Raw genomic sequence first — 21,313 nt, forward strand, 5'->3', positions numbered from 1 at the left:
GAGCTAAACACGAATATAACTCATGTTCGTGGCATCTTTTTTTCTCTATGCACAATAACAACCATATCATACACATCATACACATCAGTTGCTCAAATGTAAGTGAAAATAAGAAGAAAGTTAATGAAAAGATCCTTTTCATAAGCTAAACGATGGATTTAGCCATTTGTCTTGATTTTATAGAACAAATGGTGGCATAAATGTTTGATGTATGTGTGCTTATGTTAAAGGGTGAAAAATGGCTACTAATGTGAGTACAGTTTAGAAAAATCTATTTTGTAAACGGTTGCAAAATAGCGTAAATACGATAAACTAAAGTTAGGGAATGAATTCTGAATGTTTAGATAAGGTATATTGTATGGGGGGAGAAACGATGGGGAATACTTATTTTTTCACAGGCTTTCCTGGGTTTATTGCAAGTCAAATTATTCGCTATATGATGAAGGAGAGCTATGAAATTGATCATATTTACGCACTTGTTTTGCCTGATATGATTAACGAAGCTGAAAAGGAAATAGAGAGGCTATCTGAAGATAAGTTAATTGATAAGACTCAATTTACCATTTTACCTGGTGATATTACTAAGGATAATCTAGGTATAGCTGATGAGTATATGGCCTCATTAAGGACTACTGTTACACATGTTTTTCACCTAGCAGCTATTTATGATCTAGCAGTACCAAAAGATGTTGCATACCTTGTAAATGTACAAGGTACAAGTATGGTGAATGAATTTGTAAAAGAAATGAGCAAGCTTCAAAGATACATTTACTTTAGTACAGCTTATGTTGCAGGAGACCGTGCAGGAACAGTTTTGGAATCTGAATTAGAAAAAAATCAAACCTTTCAAAATTACTACGAAGAGACGAAATATGAAGCAGAAGTGCTTGTTAAAAAGATTTTCAATGAAGTTCCTACAACCATCATTCGTCCTGGAATTGTTAAAGGGGACTCTATAACAGGGGAAACAATAAAGTTTGATGGACCGTATTTTATCTTGAATTTTCTGGATCGCTTGCGCTATTTACCTATCTTGCCTAACATTGGCAGAGGTCAAGTAGAGCTGAACCTAGTGCCTGTTGACTATATTATTGCTGCTTCCTGCTATCTAGGTCACGCTAGTGTTGGGGAGGGGAAAACATATCATTTAACAGACCCTTCTCCGTATAAGGCTAGTGAAGTTTATACAATGTTAATGGGTGAACTCTTACACAAGAAACCGCGTGGTAGAATACCAATTTCTTTAACAAGAGCTTTCTTGCAGATTAAAAACTTGCGTAAAGTATTAAGAGTGGAGAAAGAATCTCTAGACTATTTTTCGTATGAAGCAAGATTTGATTGTTCTACTGCTAAAAATGATTTAAAAGGTAGTGGAATTACATGTCCTGATTTTAAATCTGGTGTCAAAGAAATGGTCGCTTATTATAATGAACATAAACATGATAAAAATAAACAACTTATTATTAGATAGTACCATACCATAATGAAACATGATTTGTTAGCTTGTTTACTACTCATTGTTAGTTTGGAATAAAGTTGGATCAAAAATACTATAAACGAGTACTTTGTAATAAATAGATGGAATCCATTTTGATTATAATTGATTGATCAAAATGGATTCTTATATTTCATAAGGCTGTTTTCGCATTGTTTTTAGTACTAAGAAATAAATACTTATAAGGAAAGCGCTCGTGGGATCTTTTCTCATTTAAAATGAGGTCAATTGCATAAATATAGAATCATTTAACATAATGTTAAACTACTCTTTATACTATGAAATAATAAACACCAACTATTAGTAGTATTATTACAACAACGAATATTACATTAATCCATTTTTTTCTAGTCTATGGAATATTTTTACAAACATAATTTTCCCCCCTTTTATATATTTCTACGTTCGTAAACAACAATAGAAAGAACCCAAGACATGATTATTAACATTAAACATATGGTTGATATCCAAAATGACAGAGATATTACATTGTAACTCATTAAGTCGGAGAGTATTAAACCGATGTTTATATCTATCCATTCTAATATTCGTAAACCTAATATGATTACTCCACCTATCGTCAATATAACTATTAAATCTAGGACCTGTACTATACGTGATCCTGTCATGAAAAAAATAGGAAAATAAATACTATAAAACAGAAGTAAAATGAGAATAGATATTATTACAGATTGAACACTAAACCAAGGGAGTTCATTTGCAGGAAGAAAAAAACCGGTGATCCACCACCATAAGGTGGTTAGAAAGAAGGAGATTGCCATAAACATAAAAATTCCTATATATTTTGAGGTTACGATATCCCTTCTTCTAAGTGGAAAAGAAGCCAACAATCGACTATTATTATTTTTCTCATCAGATTTACTAGCGAGTACAATTAAGAAGTGGCTAAATAGTGCTGCTGGAACAGCAAGAGGTAAACCTTCAAAAGCGCCTAATAGAAAAAAGAAAAAACCGATAAACACAAAACCAAGAAATATAAACCTTTTTTGAATTTGTATGTCTTTCAAAAGTAACTGCATCATTTTTAACAATCCCCCTGTGTATAAACCAAAATATCATCTAATGTAGGTTTCTCTACAACAACTTGACTATCAAATGAGTTTTCAGAATAGATGTTTTTTGAAATTAAACCTTCGAATCCTAGAGGTGATTGCTGTAAACCTATTAAATGTTTTTTCATTGGTTGGGATGCAACAGGCCCTTTTAATATAAAATATTCATCTAACAGCTCCTCTTTACTACCACTAAATATTAATTGTCCGTTACTTATATAAACAATGTAATCTGCTATTCGTTCTAAATCTGTACTTATATGAGTTGAAAAAAGAACAGATCGATTTCCATCTTGGATATAATCACTTAATATCGATAATACTCTCCTTCTAAACACTGGATCTAGCCCAGAGGTAGGTTCATCCATTATTAATAAATCAGGTTCATGTGCAAGTGCAGCTGCTAAGGAGAATTTGATTTTCATTCCTTTTGATAAGTTACCGATTTTTTTTCGTTCTGGCAATTTAAAATCTGTTAGATATTGTTTGAAAACAGCATGGTTCCAGTTTGAATAAAATGATGCGATGATCTTTCCCATTTCCTTTATTGAAAGATGGTTATAATAAAAGTCTTCATCGTATACAAAACCAATTCTTTGTTTAATTTCTCTTTCCCATCCTCCCATCGATTTGTTAAATACAATAACTTCTCCTTTATCAGGGGGAATTAGGTTCATAATTGCGTTAATTAACGTTGTTTTTCCAGCGCCATTCGGCCCAATTAAACCGGTGATAAAACCACTGTTAATCTTAAAATTTAAATCATTCAAATTAAAATCCTTATAAGATTTAGAAAACCCACAAAACTCAATTACATGCATATAATTATTCATCCTCTCCATACAAAAATGTGAGCATATTAATTAATTCCTCGCGGTTGATTCCTAAAACTTTGCTTTTCATAATAACTTGCATTAATTGATTTTCTAACCCGCGGCATTTGTCTTCTCTGATTAATTCTTTTGTGTTACCTGAAACAAAAGTTCCTTTGCCAGCGACGGATGTTAAAAGACCTTTTTTTTCCAACTCATCATATGCCCTTTTCGTTGTTATCACACTTATCTTCAAATTCTGAGCAAGGTTTCGAATAGAAGGAAGAAGTTCCCCTTCTTTAAGATGTCCTGTCAGAATTTGATTTTCAATTTGCTCCACAATTTGAGAATATATTGGTAATTTTGAATTTAGAGATACAGATAAATGCATAGTTTCACTCCAAAGTCCTTTAACTGTTTATATTGTATATATACAGTATATATGATAGTTATTTGATATTCAATAAATAATTTCCAATAATAAAAAAGTTTCTAAAGGAACTGTTTGCATCCTGCTTTTTTTTATGTCATTTTTTTAATTGCTTAAAAATATACTTTTGTACAAGGCTCTTTTCGTAAACTTTGCTGCTTTTTCACTTACAATTGAGTAGCTGATGTGTTGATATAATTTTTTAAAATCTTTAGAGAAGAAAAGATGTCCCGAACAATAGTTATATGCTGTTTAGCTTTTCATTACGAAAAACAGCAATTAATACGAAAACAGCTTTGTACGAAGATAATTACAAATAATGATTCTTTTTATGTTTATATGTCATGTCATTAAATTCAACTTGTTTATTAAAATAGCAGACTAACTCTTATTTGCTAACACAGCTAACATAAGTCTATTTAGTCAGAAAATAGGTGCTGTGAAATCTATTGTTTATATGATTACTTCTTAGTACGAAGCACAACAAACTATTAGAAAACAGTTTTTTGTATTACTAAAAACGAAAATAGTGAATGTTGGTGGTATATATGGAAGAATTAATTTTATTATTTGTTGAATGGCTAAGAGAATTCTCGTATTTTGGGATTTTAATTGCATTAACATTTGAGTTTGTACCTGCTGAATTAGTTCTTCCTTTAGCGGGCTATTCTGTGTATCAAGGAGTAATGAATTTTTGGCTAGTTGTGTTAGCTGGAACCATTGGAGGAACGCTTGGTCCATTAACATTGTATGCACTTGGACGTTTTGGTGGAAGGCGGTTCCTTACATCGTTTGGAAAGTACTTTTTTATACGTGAAAAGGAGCTAACAAAAGCAGAGCGATTCTTTGATAAACACGGCGGGATTGTAGCTTTTACTGCTAGGTTTTTGCCTGGAATTAGGACGATCATTTCAATACCTTGTGGATTGGCAAAAATGAATGTGACAAGCTTTAGTTTATATACGTTTGCGGCTACACTTCCTATCACATACTGCTATGTTTATATGGGGTTCAAATTAGGCACTAGATGGCAAGATATTGCACAGATAGCTAATAGATTTATGTATATTGTAGTTATTATTATTATCGCCACCATCATAATTTACGTTATGTTACATACTCGAGAAAATCGAAAAACTTGACAGTGTCTACATAATAAATGTTCGTTTTTTCGACAAAGGGGAGTAGCGTTAAGGGATGCCCTTAACGTAAAGTCGTCAATGCATGGATAAAAATCCGAGCCATGGTCTTGAGACAACCGTATTTCTGATAGTAGGTTGGGTAGGTGTGAAATGAAGTATTCATGCGTTAGCACATGAGGAGGTTGGTCTCATCTCATCCCATTTTCTAGAGTCGGTTTTGTGGAAAACAATTTTTTGTTATTGCTTGCAGGTGGCGGTTGGTTACGATCTAGTAAAAAGCAACATGTCGTAAAGAAATGATTGATTAAGTAAATACCCAATATGCCGCATTGAAATATTTAGAATACTAAATATATTGAGTTTCACCCCAAAAAAAAGTGGATAAGTTCGTACAACTATAACGTAAATGAAAATTTAACAATAGGGGTGTGTAGTTTTTGATAAAAGTTTTAAGAAATGGCATGATTGCATGTGCTCTAGTAGGAGTAATAGGGGTAGCAGGTACTATTGCACATGCAAATGAAAATAATACCGACATTGATAGCACTACAAGCTTAAACACTAACAATGAAGATCCAAATTCAATACCAGGAGACTTTTGGTATTTTGTCAAAATTACACTTGAAAAAATACAGCTTGCAATTTCGTTTGATGATATGCACGATGCTGAGTTATTAGCACGGTTTTCATCTGAAAGATTGTTAGAAGCCGAGAAGTTAATCGCTAATGGTGACAATGATTTAGCTGAGGAATTGATCCTTAAGGCTACAAAGCTCATAGATGATTCTGAAGGTATAATTGAAGATAGAGAGGATGCAGAAGCAAAGAGTCCTAGTGACGAAGATAGTAGTAACGATATTTATGGAGATATAAGTCAACCTAAAATAGATAATAATGGAGATAGTAGCGAAGAACAACAAGATGAATTGACGGTTATTAAAACACAACTCGCACAAAATATTATATCTTTAACTGCTGCATTAGAGAAAGTTGGAAATAATAATGCACAAGAAGCACTAAAGAAAAATATTGAAAAAAGTTACAAACGGATTGGCGACAAGATGACAAAACTTGGAGCATTACAAGAAGAACAAAAAAATATTGAAAATGATATAGAACTAATAATGAATGAGTTGTATGAAGATATTGAAAATGATGTTCAGGATCAAAAACATGACAAGAACAAGAAGCAAAATCACAAAGATCAGAAAGAATTAGAGAAAGAACAGAAGAAAAAAGCACATGAGATGAAAAAAGAACAGAAAAAAAAAGAGAAGGAACTAAGGAAAGAGGAAAAAAGCAAAAAATAGAACAACAGTGAAAAGATAGTAAATCATGTAATTGATGTATTGTAATCATTTCGTAACCATTTCATTAATAATACGTGATATAATTATCCGTGTTAACACAAAGTGCTACCAACACTAAGCGAGGAAAATACATATCCTACAATGATAACTAGAAATATTGTTAACAATTGTCAAGTTATTAAGGCACTCAATATAATTGAGTGCTTTTTTCTTGATTCTACTTAGGTAATATATAGTAATTGTTAGTGACTTATGTTGCTGAACATACCATATTGTTATAATAAAAGTGTTGTAGATTATATAAGTTAGATGAATATAGTGGTATGAAAAAAAATAGTCAAAAAAAATGACTATTTTTCTATTTTCTACCCCTATAAAAAAATCAGAGCTACCGAACTTCATATTAGGAAGAGGGGTGTAATCGGTGCTCAGTCTGTTGTTTAAAATTGGCAAGAAAGAAAAATCATTAGAAGCAATAATTGGAGAAATCCAAAACGGTAACAGTCAACTACATTACAAGATTATAAAAAAATATCATCCTTTTATTGCCAAGACTGTCTCCTCTGTATGTAAACGATATATTGATGAAACAGATGATGAGTTTAGCATTGGTCTTATTGCATTCAATGACGCAATTGAAAAATTTGAAAGAGAAAAAGGTCGTTCTTTTTTAGCTTTCGCTGAGTTAATTATTAAGAGGAGAGTCATAGATTACATTCGGAAACAAGCACGTAACCGATCAATACCATATGATTTACATGAACGTGAAAACGATGTACGTCCTCAAACACTAGAGTCACATCTATCCTTCGAAGAATATGGCAAACAAGTTGAACAAGAACGACGAAAAGAAGAGATTGAGCAATATAAGCAGGATCTTAAAACATTTGGCTTAACATTTCAAGATTTAGTAAATCAATCACCAAAGCATGCCGATGCTAGACAAAATGCCATTACAGTAGCGAAGATTCTTGTTGATCATGAAGAGCTTCGAGCTAGTCTGTTGGCAAAGAAACAGTTACCAATAAAACAATTAGAAAAACAAGTAAAAGTGAGCCGAAAAACGATAGAGAGAAACCGCAAATATATAATTGCCATTTCGGTCATTCTCACTGGTGATTACTTGTTTCTTAAAGAATATTTGAAGGAGGTGATCTAAAATTGAAAAAGGGGGTCATTATGGAAATAAGCAGTAAATTTGTTACAGTATTAACAGATGAAGGAGAATTTTTACGGACAAATAAGCTGCTAGAACAACAATATGATATTGGTCAAGAGATCATATTTCCGCCCTTTCGTGAGGGGAAAAGAAGTTATTCATTTTTGTTAAACATTTCACGAATTGATAAATGGAAGCTTGCACTTGTTAGCACAATAGCCACTCTATTAGTTATCATTTCTGTTTTACCATTTTATACACCAAATAAGGTATTTGCTTATATGTCTATTGATATTAACCCGAGTATAGAATTATCTATAAATAATAAGCTAGAGGTTTTAAGTGTAACAGCACTTAACACCGAGGGTGAAAGAATTATTGAGAATTTATCAGATTGGGAAAAACAAGATATTACGTTTGTCACAAATTCTATCATTGATGAAAGCAAGAAGTATGGATATTTAATTGAAGGTAGTAATCTACTTATCACAACGGTACAAATACATCAAGGATCTACAACAAAAGATATTGAAAAAAAATTAGAAGAAAAAATTGTGATAATATCTGAAACATTAGAAAAGGATACTATTCATGTTACTTCTGTTAAAAGTGATGAAAATACACGTAAGAAAGCAGAGGAACAGGGTATCTCTACTGGTAAATACTTAATTGAAGAAGTTGAAAATAGAGATAAAGAGCATAAGGAAGGTGAGGATGCTAAAACATCCTCTAATCACTTAAAAAACGAAAGCATTATTAAGTTAGAAAATCAAAGAGAAAAGAAAGAAGCAAAGGATAAAAAAGATAAAAGGGATCATGAAAACAAAAAGGTCATAAAAGATAAAAGGGACGATGAGAGCAAAAAGGATAAAAAAGATAAAAGGGACCAAGAGAACATAAAGGATAAAAAAGATAAAAGGGACCAAGAGAACATAAAGGATAAAAAAGATAAAAGGGATCATGAGAACCAAAAAGACAAAAAAGATAAAAGGGACCAAGAGAACATAAAGGATAAAGAAGATTAAAGAGATCATGACAATAAAAAGAATAAGGTGAACACAAGGAATAGAAGAACAAATTTTTTACTAACTAATGAGGAATAATTAAATAAAAAAGTAATTTCCACAAGATTAGTGATGTTGTTTAATGTTTGTTTAAATTATAGAAATTAGAATTCTATCTTGTTAGACCTTACAAACAGGTGGAATAGATTTTACACATGTTCAAATTTACTTAATGGTTGTACTCATTTTATGAATACTCTACGTAAAAGTGCTATAATAAATAGGGAAAACATAGCAATGAAGGAGAGTATACAATGATAAGTAAAAAATTACTTGAAGGTTTAAATGAACAAATGAATTTTGAATTTTATTCTGCACATGCATATATGGCAATGGCAGCATACTGTTCGTCTGAAAGCTTTGATGGTTTTGCGAACTTCTTTTTAGTCCAAGCAGAGGAAGAACGTTTTCATGCGATGAAATTTTATAACTTTATTAATGCTTTAGGTGAACGTGCAACAATTATCGGTTTTCCTGAACCAAATAATGAATTTTCATCCCTGTTGGACGCTTATGAAAAAGCGTTAAGCCATGAAAAAGAAGTTACCAAGCGTATATACCAATTATCAGACATTGCATTGGATGAGCGTGAACATGCAACGATTAATTTTTTGAAATGGTTTATCGAAGAGCAAGTTGAAGAAGAGGATTTATTTGATAGTATTATTCAAAAATTAAAGCGTATTGAAAATGACAGCAATGCTATCTTTATGTTAGATAATGAATTTGCTGGCCGCTCTTTTTCACCAGAATCTGAATAACACAGTTAATACATAAGTCTGTATGAAATTTAACCGAGTGATAATATCACTCGGTTTTATCCATTTAGTATTAAATTTTGTATTAGGGTAACCCTCACCTAATTATTTTGGAAACTGCCCGTTAATATGATGCTGAGCTTGAGTGACGAGTCTTTTCGTGATTTCTCCACCTACAGACCCGTTCGCTCGTGAAGCACTATCTGGACTTAAATTCACGCCAAATTCTTGAGCTATTTCAAATTTTATTTGATCTAACGCCTGTTCTATACCAGGCACAAGTAATTTATTACTACTACGCCCCATTTTAAATCATCTCCTTGTTTATGTGTAAAACATCATAAGAATGAAATATTCTTATTAATTATAGTGTTAAACGTTCTAAAAATTTTATGCGGTAGAACGAAATAAATATCTTTTCAACAGGCAATAAATATTTGGAAGAACAAAAAAATATGTATGTTAGGAGCTATGTGTAACATCATAAAAACATCTGTTCAACGATTATAATTTTTTAGTGTATTTATTTTAGCAAAAGTTATGCTCGGAGGTAAAAGTGATGGTGCTTAAAAAGGATATTTGTTGCAATTCCCGATAAAACGTTACAATATCTTAAAACTCGTTTAGCTAATTTACAGTTAGGTACGTTATATATGGCTCTTTTTTTATATCACGTTGTTTTTTATAAAATTAATACATCAAAACGAAGTCTTTTGTGATTAGCATCATTTTCTAGAAAAAATGTCATAAAACTATAGACATCTGTGTGCATTAATACGAATAAGAACAATGGGACTATAGCCTGCTATAGTCTCTAGAGAAGAGCAGATGCAAAAGATGATCTTGTTATTCGTTTTATGTTTATCTCTTTGTAACGATAAAGGTGGAAAAACGCATAATAAAAAGAGAGGAGTTTGCCCCCCTCTCTTAAGCAACTAAAAAGAATGGTAGTTTTGTTCATGCCGCAAAGAAGGTGGTAAATTGCCTAATTGCAGATTAATGCTTGTCGTTCTAGCATAATGGACATCTTCGTGCAGGAAGCACAGGAGCTGGTGGTCTTACACAAGCACAACCGATAATGATTAACAGCACGAATAAAACGATAACCAAAGCAAAGATAGATCCAAACCCATCACTCATAAATACCATTCCTCCTTTCATTGTATATTAATACTTTATTAAAAATGTGGTAAATTGATTGTACGTTTATACTTAATGAATACATCCATTTTTCATGTAACAACGATATTTTTTTATGATATGATTATGTGTATATGTAATGAATGAGGGAATGAAGAATTAATGTTGAAAAAATTTCGTGAACGCATAAGTGGCTTAACACCTTTTCAAATTATTGTCAGTTATTATTTTTTAGCAGTTTCAATATCAACATTTTTAATCAGTTTACCTGTTGCGCATAAACCAGGTATTGAACTATCTTTTTTGGATGCATTATTTACAGCAGTTAGTGCAGTAAGTGTTACAGGATTAACTGTTGTGTCAACCGCAGATACATTCAGCACTACAGGTGTGTTTATCCTTTTGTTAATGCTACAAGTTGGTGGTATTGGCATTATGACCTTAGGGACATTCATTTATGTTTTAATCGGTAAAAAGATTGGTTTGAGGCAACGTCGATTAATTATGACCGATCATAATCAGTCAAATTTATCTGGATTAGTCATGTTAATGAAGCAAATCCTTTGGCTCATTATTATTATTGAACTCATCGGTGCTGTTATTTTAGGAACATACTTTTTGAAGTATTATCCAACTTGGCAGGAGGCATATTTACACGGTTTATTTGCAGCAGTTAGTGCGACAACAAATGGTGGATTTGATATTACTGGACAATCACTCGTTCCGTTCGCTAAGGATTATTTCGTACAATTTATTACGATTATCTTAATTACTTTAGGAGCGATAGGGTTTCCAGTACTTATTGAAGTCAAAGATTATTTATTAAACAAAAGGGAGAATGGACAGAGCTATCGCTTCTCACTTTTTACAAAAATCACAACAATAACTTATTTTAGCTTATTAATTTTTGGTACACTTATCATTTTGTTATTTGAATTTAATCATTTCTTCGCTGATAAATCATGGCATGAATCTTTTTTCTATGCTCTATTCCAGTCGGTCACAACGCGGAGTGGCGGTTTATCGACGATGAACGTTAGTGAGTTTACTGAGCCTACCTTGTTAGTTATGTGTGCTCTTATGTTTATCGGAGCTTCTCCGAGCTCAGTAGGTGGAGGTATTAGAACGACAACCTTTGCGTTAAATTTGTTATTCTTATTCCATTTTGCTAAAGGTCGTAAAACAGTTAAAGTATTTAAAAGAGAGCTTCATGAGGAAGATGTGGTTAAATCATTGGTAGTTACAATGATGGCATTTATGATGTTTTCACTAGCAATTGTTATATTAACTTTAACCGAGCCTTTCACATTAACAGAGATTATTTTTGAAGTGAGCTCTGCATTCGGAACAACTGGTCTATCAATGGGGATAACACCAGGGTTAAGTGTGATAGGTAAAATAATCATCATTTTGTTAATGTTTATAGGAAGAATTGGGTTGTTAACATTCCTCTTTTTAATAGGAAAACGGTCAAAAGAGCCGAATTATCATTTTCCGAAAGAGCGGGTTATTATTGGATAATTACACACATGAAGACATTGCAAAGCCTGACCTTTATATTGGTCAGGCTTTGTTGTGTTATATGGATTTGTTAGTTTAAGCACCTAGCGCCCCCTCCTGGTCACTTCGATATATCTCTTGAAGGTAAAACCGTAACTTCAAGAGATATATATGACCCCAATGCGATTCGTAGATAGGCGAGGTACTTTTTTATTTTAATGATTATGTTATAAAATTTGAGATAAGAATGCTTTTGTTCGCTCATGTTGAGGATTGTCAAATAGTTCTTCAGGAGTACCAGTCTCAACAATTTCACCATGGTCAAACAAGACGATACGATCTGCAACTTCTCTTGCGAAATTCATTTCATGGGTAACGACGAGCATTGTCATACCAGATTCTGCTAATGTTTTCATAACATCAAGCACTTCACGAACCATTTCTGGATCAAGGGCTGATGTTGGCTCATCAAATAGCATTATTTTTGGTTGCATAGCTAGTGCTCGAGCAATCGCCACACGCTGCTGCTGTCCACCGGAAAGCTGTCCTGGATATTTGTCAGCCTGCTCAGGAATTCCAACACGTTCAAGGAGTTCATGAGCAATTTTTTCTGCTTTTTCCTTTTTCCATCGACGAACCCAAATAGGGGCTAATGTTATATTTTTCAAAATTGTCATATGAGGGAATAGGTTAAACTGTTGGAATACCATTCCTGTTTCTTTACGAATTTCCTCAATGTTCTTCACATCATTTGTTAAACTAATTCCGTCGACAACAATCTCACCATTTTGAAATTCTTCCAAAGCATTGATTGTTCGAATAAAGGTTGATTTACCTGATCCGGAAGGTCCGAGTATAACGACAACTTCTCCTTCTTTCACATTCATATCTACGTTTTTTAGCACATGAAGCTTTCCAAACCATTTATCTAAATTATTAACAGTTATAATATCTTCTCGTTCTTCAAGTGGTGTTGTTAATTTTTCAACAGCAAAAATACTACCCATTAAATATACCTCCTATCGTTTCCCAACTGAGAGGGATGCCTCTAGCTTTCTACTTACGTAAGACATTAAATAACAGAAAATGAGAAAGACCAATGCAACAAAGACGTAAGCTGTCATATGTGTCCCTAAATATTGTGGATTTGCTATTATTTTTTTGGATATACCTAACAAATCGGATAACCCAACAATCGTTACTAGCACTGTATCCTTAAAAATACCTATATACAAACCGACAATCGGTGGAATAACGATTTTTAATGCTTGTGGTAAAATGATAAAACTAGTCATCAAAGTCTTATTTAATCCCAATGCCTGAGCTGCTTCAAATTGTCCACGTGGGATTGCTTGAAGTCCACCACGAACATTTTCTGCTAAGTAAGCTGCTGAGAACATAATAAACCCTATCATAGCACGTAGCACATTATCTATTTCTATACCATCACCTAAAAACAATGGAACCATCAATTGAGAAATAAATAGTAATGTAATTAATGGAATTCCACGTACGAGTTCAATAAATAAAATGCTAAACCATTTTACAATTGGAAGTGTACTACGTCTTCCTAAAGCAAGTAATACTCCAATAGGGAAGGATATAACAATTGCAACTAATGCAATTAATAGTGTTAATAAAAATCCACCCCAGACACTCGTACTAACCTCAGGTAAAATACCAAATCCAGATAATAAGAAGATAGAGACTGGGAACAATAAGAACCAACCAGTTAAGGTTAATGTTTTTAGTTTATTAAATTTTGCTCCTACAAAATAAGTTGCAATAAGGATAACGATGTTTATACCTAACCATATTCTTGTCATACCTTCAACAAATGGTAAACACCCAACAACTAGCATAACGATACCAATCGTCAATGCGATAGGTTTTACAATACTTTTCCATATTCCCCATGAAAAACCTAACATAATAGATACATATGTTAATAATATCCAGACTCTCCAAAGTTGGTCGATCGGATATTGTCCGACAACAAACAGCTTAAAGTTATCTGCCACAACCCGCCACTCTGCAGTGACAAATATCCAATATACTGAACCTTTAATAATAAAATAGGCAATAACGATAGATAAAATTGTTAACGCTGTGTTTAACCAGCTACTAAAAAGGTTTGCCTTAAGCCATTGCAAAAAACGGTTAGGTTGTGTATCTGAATTAATGTCAATTTGTTTCGGTTCGTGTTTTTCAACACCGATATTTCCCATCGCTACCACCTACCTTTCAACAATTTGTGCTTTTTTGTTAAATATATTCATAATTAATGCTGTAATTAAATTGATAAGTAAATATACAGCTATCCAAATAAGGACAACCTCAATTGCACGTGAATTTTGTCCAAGTGTAGTTTTCCCTACGCTCACAATTTCTTGGTATGCAATTGCGACACCTAAACTTGAGTTCTTTATTAAGTTCAGATATTGGCTTGTAACAGGAGGGATAATTATTCTAATTGCTTGTGGAAAGACAACTAGACGCATCGTCGTAGACGGCTTTAAACCAAGTGCATTAGCAGCTTCTTTTTGTCCTTGCTTGACACCTAAAATACCAGCTCGAACAATTTCTGCAATATAAGTAGAAGTATAAACACTTAATGCCAAAAGTAGTGCAAGAAACTCAGGTCTTAGTAGACTACCACCAGTAAATCCTCTACCTTCAATTGAAGGGTTTGAAATATCGAATGGAGCCTGCTGTGTAACAATTAACGATACTACAATCGCTAGTATAATTGCACCTGTTCCCCAAATGAAAGGGTAAGTTCGTTTACCTAAATCAATTTGTCGCTTTAGTTGAACGCGCCACATGATAATTGAAAGTATAATACCTATTAACAGAAGGATTGTCCAAACGAGTGAGCCAGAGTTTTGCTGAAACCATGGAATAGCAACACCACGATTAGTAAATATAAATGAACTACTTGTTTTAACATCATCAATTAATGGTAATTGAAGTAATACAGCATAATACCAAATAAATAATTGTACTAATAAAGGTGTATTTCGAAAGATTTCAATATAAATGCTTGAAAGCTTACTTACGAGCCAGTTAGAAGATAGCCTTGAAATACCTGCAATAATCCCAATGATCGTTGCAAAGATGATACCGAATAACGCAACTTTCAATGTGTTTAAAATACCAACAAACAAAGCTCGTCCATAAGTATCAGATGATGAATATTCAATTAAAGAGTCGGTTATCCCAAATCCTGCCCGTTGCCCAAGAAAGGAGAAGCCAAAGGCAATACCAATCTTTTCAAGCCCATTGATTGCATTAATAATAAAATATGCTCCAAATAAGGCAACAATGAAAACAAAAATAAGCTGTAATAATATTGGAATTATTCTTTTGTCACGCCAAAATGGAGTTGAAACTGACATTTCCTTTTTCATATATCCACCTCACAATGGAAAAGGTCTGCATTATATAATCAATAGTAAGCAGACCTTTTCGTTCATTATCAATGTATTGCAAAACCAGCAATTAGCGGAACGGAGGGGAGTACATTAATCCACCGTTTGTATACATATCATTTATTCCGCGCTCTAATCCGAAAACTGAACCTAAATTACGTTCGAAAATCTCACCGTAATTTCCTACTTCTTTAATTACTTTGTAAGCAAAATCATTGTCAAGATTTAACTGCTGTCCTAAATTATTTTCACCTGCACCTAATAGACGTTGTATTTCTGGGTTATTACTATTAAGCATTTCATCAACATTTTCAGAAGTAACACCTAATTCTTCAGCACGCATCGTTGCAAATGTGACCCACTTTACAATATCAAACCACGTATCATCACCACCGATTACAGCAGGAGCTAACGGTTCTTTTGATAAAGTCTCATCTATAATGATGTGTTCGTCAGGATTTGCCATGTTTGCTTGTCGTGCGATTAATCCGGATTTATCAGTAGTGTATGCGTCAGCAGTTCCTTCCTCGTATGCTTGGACAGCTGCATCTTGCGTATCGAAAACGATTGACTCGTATTCAATTCCATTTGCATCTAACACATCTGCTAAGTTTAGCTCAGTAGTCGTTCCTTGTTCCACGGAAATACGAGCACCTTGTAAATCTTCTAAACTTTTAATTCCACTATCTTTACGAACGATAATACCTTGACCATCGTAAAATGTTACTGGAGCAAAGTTTAATCCAACCTCTGAATCACGGTTTGTCGTCCAAGTTGTATTACGAACTAATACATCAACTTCACCTGTTTGGACAGCTGTGAAACGTTCCTCTGATGTTAATGGGCGAAATTCAATCGCGTTTGCATCCCCTAAAACTGCTACAGCAATTGCTTTAGCAAAGTCAACATCAAAGCCTGAATATTGACCATCAGTACCTACAAACCCAAATCCAGGTAACTCTCCGTTAACCCCGGCAACTAATTTTCCTCTGTCTTTTACTGTATCAAGTATTGATTTTGATTCTTCACTTGATGCATCGTCCGAGCACCCAGCAATAATTCCAACTACTAATAAAAGAAACACTGTGAAGATACCAAATCTTTTTTTCATTTTTTTCCCCCTTATGTATCTTTTTTCAACAATATTAACTAGTTCAATCGTATTAATTAACCGAAAATATTGAATAGTAATAAAGTTGATAATCTTAATATAATATAATTTTTATTATATTTCAATATTTTCAGAAACTTTTATAGTTATTAAGAGTAATGCTGTTTAATAATAGGAAGGATGTATATTTAATTAGGTAGAAAATAACAGATGGATTTTTCATTAAGAAGGTGGTGTGAAGAATTTACTTATAGAATAAGAAAAAGTTATATAGGTGACAGTGTTAAATAATACGAGTTGAAAATAATTATACTAGGAGAAGAAAATAAATACATTTCTGTATAAAGGTATCTTGAGATATTTTCTATTTATCCTTATAAAATTCCTGTAATCAAACATTTTGAATAGTATATAACAATAATTTAACGAATAAGCTAACAGTAGCTAAAGGGGCGAAAATCATAAATATCATTTGTGAAATACTCCCAATAAGTATAGTTCAATGATATAAAATATCCCCCTTAGCGACTTATACCAGCTAATTAATCTGTACCATAACTGACATCTTCTGTTGGGTGCATGAAAGGTGCACCATTTGGCTTCTTTTTTTCTTCAATTAATTCTCTATTTTCTGGTGTATTCCATCCTATATCATTAGTAGGATGTACCCAGTCATCGCCTGCCATTATGGCAGGGTCGATATCGTCAGTCCATTGATTTAATGGTGAGTTTGGAGAATTATACAGGCTATCCCCAATAACTACACCATTCTTATTAACAAATGGTTCTTGCAATTTTTCGCCAGTTCCTTTGAAGTTTGGAGCATTTATTTGATGAGGCATAGTTTCATCAAATATTGATGATGATTCCTTTTCATTTTTCTTAGTCATTTATGTTAACACCTCACTAAGTCACTAAACTTTGAATTAATGTTTTTTATGTGCTTTTGTGCTTCATATGCATTTTATTCCAATTACTTGAAATGAAGCTTCAAAATATGGTCTAGTTTTCTTGAAAGAGTATACTCCTTTAGAGCTATTATGAGCGAACAATTCAATTATCATGCATACCTTTTGGTCGTTCGAACAAGATAAAAGGTGAAGCATATCATTTAAAGAGTACAGGTAGGTGAAAATATGAAGGATGAGACTTTTGCGATTGCTCAACTTGACAGTGAAGATTTAACGAAGGTTCAGCAAGTAGAAAAAGAGCTTAGAGCTGAAAAAGGCGAAGAAATCGTTTTAATTGCATATAAAAATATCATCAACATGAAGTAATAAAAGCAGTTCAATCTTTGCGTATATGTGGAGGAATAGTTATGAAACGAAAAGTAAAATATAATGCAGCAAGAAATAATAATTTTACACCAAAGGAAAGTCTACCTGATACTGAGTTTTCAGCTGAAGCTGACTATGAGGAACCAATAAAAGGGGCCAATAGAAACTCTAAAAAAGGTTATCAGCAAAGACAAGAGGAGGAGTAAAGTTCCATGGGAAAAAGAATGCAAAAAAAACAGCACGCTGGTGATCAAAACCATAAGATGTCTAAAGATTTATTACGTGAAGAGTTTGGTGGGGAGCTAGGGGATTATAATGCAATGAAGCCCTATGAAGGGGAACTTGAGTCGAAAAACAAGAACTGTGACAAAGAGTAGCAACTTGTTATTCAAAGGTGGAGGGACATCTCCACCTTATGTTAAATTATTTGGTGTTAGTTATATTATCTATTGTTGATGTAAAGTAACTTGTCTTGTTTGTCGATGGATCAAAATATACTAATAACAATGTTTGCTCATGAACAATTTTTTCTGATAACAAATAGTGTGAAAGATTAAAACTAAGCTCTTCAATGAAGGTGTGCTTGTGTATATCTTTTTCACTAAGTTGTAAATGTGTAAATTGACGTCCGAAAACGTGAGGGTTGTTAACAATATCACGATAATATGCTGCTCTAGTTGGTTTTTCTAATGAATCATTCCACCACGGTTTACGCGGTTTATGCTTTTGCTTACGTAAGTAATCGTATTTCATTAATCCTGAAATGATGTCCAAATCTTTTACATTTGTTTCGTGCAAAAATTGATATAACCTTTTAAATAAATCTTCCAATTGATGTCCAATTCTTATCCAACCTTGTTCATCCCAATACGTACCGAATAATTGAAAGAAGTCAAATGGAGTTGGATAGCTATTAGATACAAGGAATTCAATCGTTTGATCCATTCTATGGTCATTCCAATATTTTTCTAACACGTCTTCAACTTGTTTAATACGCATAATGTCGTCGAAAGGTAAGATATCATTCTCCAGAATTTCATATGGTGAAGTGTCCATATATTTATATCCGTGGTCCTTTGCTGTTAGTCGAAGACCTGTTCCTCGTAGCATTTTCAAAAAGCCAAGTTGTAGTTCTTCAGGTCGCATAGCAAAAACATCATTAAAAGTCTTACGGAATGATCCATAGTTTTCTTCTGGTAGGCCGGCAATTAGATCAAGGTGCTGGTCAATCTTACCACCCTCCTTAACCATCGTCACAGTACGTGTCAGTTTTTCGAAATTTTGCTTGCGCATGACAAGCTCGTTTGTTGCATCATTTGTTGACTGAACACCTATTTCGAATCTGAACAATCCAGGTGGTGCTTCTTGATTCAAAAACTCAATGACTTCAGGACGCATAATGTCAGCAGTAATCTCAAATTGGAACACGGTACCTGGCTTATGCTCATCAATTAAAAACCTGAACATCTCCATCGCATAACTTCTACTTATATTAAAGGTTCGATCGACAAACTTTATTGTTCTAGCACCGTTATCCATTAAATAACGAATATCATCTTTTACCTTTTCCCGATCAAAATAACGTACCCCAACTTCTATTGATGAGAGACAAAATTGGCAACTAAAAGGGCAGCCACGGCTTGTTTCAATATAGGTTACACGCTTGGATAAACTTAGCCTGTCTTCATCGAAACGAAAAGGTGAGGGCAATAACTTTAGGTCAAGCTTTTTTTGTGGACGCTTTATAACTTTTTGTTTTTCTTGTCGGTAAGCAATCCCATCAATTTTATCGAAATTATTGTCATAATTAAGTTCGTCAAGCAATTGCTTAAACGTTTCTTCACCTTCGCCGATGACGATAAAATCAACTTCAGGAATTTTATCTAACCATTCACTTACATCATATGTCACTTCGGGACCACCTAACACGATCGTAAGCTTTGGGTTTATTTTTCTTAGCATTTTTATCACTTTAATTGTTTCTTCTATATTCCATATATAACAACTGAAACCAACTACATCTGGTTTTTTTCTGTATATATCAGTCACGATATTCATTACTGGGTCTTTAATAGTATATTCTGCAAGCTGTACATCATACTCTGGTTCAGCATATGCCTTTAAATATCTAATTGATAGGCTTGTGTGAATATATTTTGCATTTAATGTACTTAAAACTACATTCATTAGATTTTTTATCTCCTTTTACTTTCGCTATAGCAATAACACGTCGATTTATTCTATCATAATTTTAGCCGAAAATTGCATTCTAAAAACAAGCAGTTTATGTTATATATATTTTTTTCTTTTTCTAATGCACATATCGTATCAATTGTTGCAACACTAACCAATATTTAACGGTGTTATATGTTGTACTTTAAAGAGGAAAAAAAACAAACATTCAATTCACATACAGTCTTATAATTTTTCTATTATAATAGAAATAAAAGTTTAGGAGATGAGAGAATGCATAGAAAGATTAGATGGGGAATACTAAGTACTGCAAATATAGCTCAAACAGCCATTATTCCAGCGATTCACAAAGCAACTAATGCTGAAGTAGTTGCTATTGCTAGCGCAAATGAGCAAGTGAAAAGTGTTGCTGAATCATTATCCATACCTAATGTATATAAAAGCTATCAGGATTTATTATTAGATTCTAATGTTGATGCTGTTTACATACCTCTACCTAATGGTTTACATGCAGAATGGGTAAAGGAGGCTGCTACACACGGTAAACATATTTTATGTGAAAAACCAGCAGCACTGAATTCTTCGGAGATGAAGGATATCATCCAAGCATGTCTGAAGAATAATGTCATTTTTATGGAAGCATTTATGTATCAATTTCATCCACAACATAAAAGAGTAAAAGAAATTATAGCATCTGGTGAAATTGGTGACATTAAACTAATGCGTTCAAGCTTCTCATTTACATTAAATGATCTTGAAGGTAATATCCGTATGGTGCCTAAATTGGGAGGGGGGAGCTTGTATGATGTTGGTAGCTACTGCATCAATACAATTCAGTACATATTAGATTCGGAACCTATTGAAGTTTTTGCTCAGGCTCATATACACGAAGAATATCATGTAGATATGTCAACATATGCTCTATTAAAATTACAAAACGATGTGATGGTTTCTTTTGATTGTAGTTTTGAAAGGTCTTTTAGCGCATATTATGAAATGGTAGGTACGAAAGGCAAACTGGTTTTACCGAGGGCATTTACACCTAACTTATATAATAACGTAGGCAAAATAATCGTATCAAATGAGCAAGAAGAGTCTAGAGTAGAGTACTATGAAGCAGACCAATATGTTCTGCAAATAGAACATTTCTCTAATTGTATATTGAACAAATCGCAACCTATGTATACCGGTGAGCAAAGCCTAAAAAACATGAAAGTCATCGATGCATGTTTTCAATCTATAACAGCGGGTGAAAAGGTAAACATAAGCTGAATTTTATGAACTCGAGCAAATTTATAGGTCAAATTTACATGTTTATGGGTCAAATTGAAAGTTTATCAGTAAAATTTCCTGTGTTTACGGGTCAAATTATTAGTTTTATCGGTCAATTTCCTATATTTATTTGTCAAATTAAGTTC

General features: G+C 33.2%; 22 protein-coding genes. 11 read left to right on the forward strand and 11 right to left on the reverse strand.

Going from position 1 to position 21,313, the window contains the following annotated elements:
• The first annotated feature begins 373 nt into the window (after nucleotides 1-373).
• A complete protein-coding gene (locus JM172_RS09690; protein ID WP_214482043.1) occupies nucleotides 374-1,471 on the forward strand; it encodes an SDR family oxidoreductase in 1,098 nt (365 codons plus the stop codon).
• 413 nt (nucleotides 1,472-1,884) lie between these two features.
• Here the strand turns inward: JM172_RS09690 and JM172_RS09695 are convergent, their stop codons facing one another.
• The 3 genes from JM172_RS09695 to JM172_RS09705 are packed head-to-tail and all read right to left on the reverse strand — an operon-like array spanning nucleotide 1,885 to nucleotide 3,771.
• Nucleotides 1,885-2,538: an ABC-2 transporter permease gene (locus JM172_RS09695; protein WP_214482045.1), complete on the reverse strand. Its 654-nt coding sequence runs from the start codon at nucleotides 2,536-2,538 to the stop codon at nucleotides 1,885-1,887.
• A gap of 2 nt (nucleotides 2,539-2,540) precedes the next feature.
• Nucleotides 2,541-3,389: an ABC transporter ATP-binding protein gene (locus JM172_RS09700; protein ID WP_214482047.1), complete on the reverse strand. Its 849-nt coding sequence runs from the start codon at nucleotides 3,387-3,389 to the stop codon at nucleotides 2,541-2,543.
• A gap of 4 nt (nucleotides 3,390-3,393) precedes the next feature.
• The gene (locus tag JM172_RS09705; RefSeq protein WP_214482049.1) at nucleotides 3,394-3,771 is read right to left on the reverse strand and encodes a GntR family transcriptional regulator; all 378 of its coding nucleotides are present in this window, start codon (nucleotides 3,769-3,771) and stop codon (nucleotides 3,394-3,396) included.
• 587 nt (nucleotides 3,772-4,358) lie between these two features.
• Between JM172_RS09705 and JM172_RS09710 the strand changes: the two genes are divergently transcribed.
• From JM172_RS09710 to JM172_RS09730, 5 genes are all read left to right on the forward strand, one after another.
• Nucleotides 4,359-4,952 (forward strand): DedA family protein, encoded by a 594-nt coding sequence (locus JM172_RS09710; RefSeq protein ID WP_214482050.1) that lies wholly within the window; start codon nucleotides 4,359-4,361, stop codon nucleotides 4,950-4,952.
• Nucleotides 4,953-5,389: 437 nt separating this feature from the next.
• Nucleotides 5,390-6,262, forward strand: coding sequence for a DUF5667 domain-containing protein (locus tag JM172_RS09715; RefSeq protein ID WP_214482051.1), 873 nt, complete (start codon nucleotides 5,390-5,392; stop codon nucleotides 6,260-6,262).
• A 424-nt stretch (nucleotides 6,263-6,686) separates the two neighbouring features.
• The gene (sigI, locus tag JM172_RS09720) at nucleotides 6,687-7,421 is read left to right on the forward strand and encodes an RNA polymerase sigma factor SigI (RefSeq protein WP_214482052.1); all 735 of its coding nucleotides are present in this window, start codon (nucleotides 6,687-6,689) and stop codon (nucleotides 7,419-7,421) included.
• A gap of 2 nt (nucleotides 7,422-7,423) precedes the next feature.
• Nucleotides 7,424-8,446 carry an anti-sigma factor domain-containing protein gene (locus JM172_RS09725; RefSeq protein WP_214482054.1) on the forward strand — a complete coding sequence of 341 codons (1,023 nt, stop codon included), beginning with the start codon at nucleotides 7,424-7,426 and terminating at the stop codon, nucleotides 8,444-8,446.
• Nucleotides 8,447-8,739: 293 nt separating this feature from the next.
• On the forward strand, nucleotides 8,740-9,246 hold the full coding sequence (locus JM172_RS09730; RefSeq protein ID WP_214482056.1) for a ferritin: 507 nt from the start codon (nucleotides 8,740-8,742) through the stop codon (nucleotides 9,244-9,246).
• A 102-nt stretch (nucleotides 9,247-9,348) separates the two neighbouring features.
• Here JM172_RS09730 and JM172_RS09735 read toward each other — a convergent pair whose 3' ends face one another.
• Complete coding sequence (locus JM172_RS09735) at nucleotides 9,349-9,549, reverse strand: alpha/beta-type small acid-soluble spore protein (RefSeq protein ID WP_214482057.1); 201 nt, start codon at nucleotides 9,547-9,549, stop codon at nucleotides 9,349-9,351.
• Nucleotides 9,550-10,254: 705 nt separating this feature from the next.
• Nucleotides 10,255-10,404: a YjcZ family sporulation protein gene (locus JM172_RS09740; protein WP_250886596.1), complete on the reverse strand. Its 150-nt coding sequence runs from the start codon at nucleotides 10,402-10,404 to the stop codon at nucleotides 10,255-10,257.
• A 141-nt stretch (nucleotides 10,405-10,545) separates the two neighbouring features.
• Here JM172_RS09740 and JM172_RS09745 point away from each other — a divergent pair, with 141 nt between their 5' ends.
• On the forward strand, nucleotides 10,546-11,904 hold the full coding sequence (locus JM172_RS09745; protein ID WP_214482066.1) for a TrkH family potassium uptake protein: 1,359 nt from the start codon (nucleotides 10,546-10,548) through the stop codon (nucleotides 11,902-11,904).
• Between the two features lie 206 nt (nucleotides 11,905-12,110).
• On the opposite strand, the gene JM172_RS09750 is transcribed toward JM172_RS09745, so the two are convergent.
• The 5 genes from JM172_RS09750 to JM172_RS09770 form a co-directional block, all read right to left on the reverse strand.
• Nucleotides 12,111-12,890, reverse strand: a complete 780-nt coding sequence (locus JM172_RS09750) for an amino acid ABC transporter ATP-binding protein (RefSeq protein ID WP_250886597.1) — start codon at nucleotides 12,888-12,890, stop codon at nucleotides 12,111-12,113.
• Between the two features lie 12 nt (nucleotides 12,891-12,902).
• Entirely contained in the window at nucleotides 12,903-14,111 is a 1,209-nt protein-coding gene (locus JM172_RS09755; RefSeq protein WP_214482067.1) for an amino acid ABC transporter permease, read from the reverse strand.
• A 9-nt stretch (nucleotides 14,112-14,120) separates the two neighbouring features.
• Nucleotides 14,121-15,293, reverse strand: a complete 1,173-nt coding sequence (locus tag JM172_RS09760; RefSeq protein ID WP_214482068.1) for an amino acid ABC transporter permease — start codon at nucleotides 15,291-15,293, stop codon at nucleotides 14,121-14,123.
• A gap of 91 nt (nucleotides 15,294-15,384) precedes the next feature.
• A complete protein-coding gene (locus tag JM172_RS09765) occupies nucleotides 15,385-16,425 on the reverse strand; it encodes an amino acid ABC transporter substrate-binding protein (protein WP_214482070.1) in 1,041 nt (346 codons plus the stop codon).
• A gap of 542 nt (nucleotides 16,426-16,967) precedes the next feature.
• Complete coding sequence (locus tag JM172_RS09770) at nucleotides 16,968-17,315, reverse strand: DUF3905 domain-containing protein (protein WP_214482072.1); 348 nt, start codon at nucleotides 17,313-17,315, stop codon at nucleotides 16,968-16,970.
• A gap of 246 nt (nucleotides 17,316-17,561) precedes the next feature.
• On the opposite strand from JM172_RS09770, the gene JM172_RS09775 reads away from it, so the two are divergent.
• From JM172_RS09775 to JM172_RS09785, 3 genes are read left to right on the forward strand one after another with little or no spacing between them, the layout of a single operon-like run.
• Complete coding sequence (locus tag JM172_RS09775) at nucleotides 17,562-17,702, forward strand: hypothetical protein (RefSeq protein ID WP_214482074.1); 141 nt, start codon at nucleotides 17,562-17,564, stop codon at nucleotides 17,700-17,702.
• 41 nt (nucleotides 17,703-17,743) lie between these two features.
• Nucleotides 17,744-17,908 (forward strand): hypothetical protein, encoded by a 165-nt coding sequence (locus JM172_RS09780; RefSeq protein WP_214482208.1) that lies wholly within the window; start codon nucleotides 17,744-17,746, stop codon nucleotides 17,906-17,908.
• A gap of 6 nt (nucleotides 17,909-17,914) precedes the next feature.
• Complete coding sequence (locus JM172_RS09785; protein ID WP_214482209.1) at nucleotides 17,915-18,079, forward strand: hypothetical protein; 165 nt, start codon at nucleotides 17,915-17,917, stop codon at nucleotides 18,077-18,079.
• A gap of 46 nt (nucleotides 18,080-18,125) precedes the next feature.
• On the opposite strand, the gene JM172_RS09790 is transcribed toward JM172_RS09785, so the two are convergent.
• Nucleotides 18,126-19,889, reverse strand: a complete 1,764-nt coding sequence (locus JM172_RS09790; RefSeq protein WP_214482075.1) for a B12-binding domain-containing radical SAM protein — start codon at nucleotides 19,887-19,889, stop codon at nucleotides 18,126-18,128.
• Nucleotides 19,890-20,168: 279 nt separating this feature from the next.
• Here JM172_RS09790 and JM172_RS09795 point away from each other — a divergent pair, with 279 nt between their 5' ends.
• On the forward strand, nucleotides 20,169-21,167 hold the full coding sequence (locus JM172_RS09795) for a Gfo/Idh/MocA family protein (protein WP_214482078.1): 999 nt from the start codon (nucleotides 20,169-20,171) through the stop codon (nucleotides 21,165-21,167).
• Nucleotides 21,168-21,313 lie beyond the last annotated feature (146 nt).

The organism is Bacillus sp. SM2101, from assembly GCF_018588585.1.
GTDB lineage: Bacteria > Bacillota > Bacilli > Bacillales > SM2101 > Nanhaiella > Nanhaiella sioensis.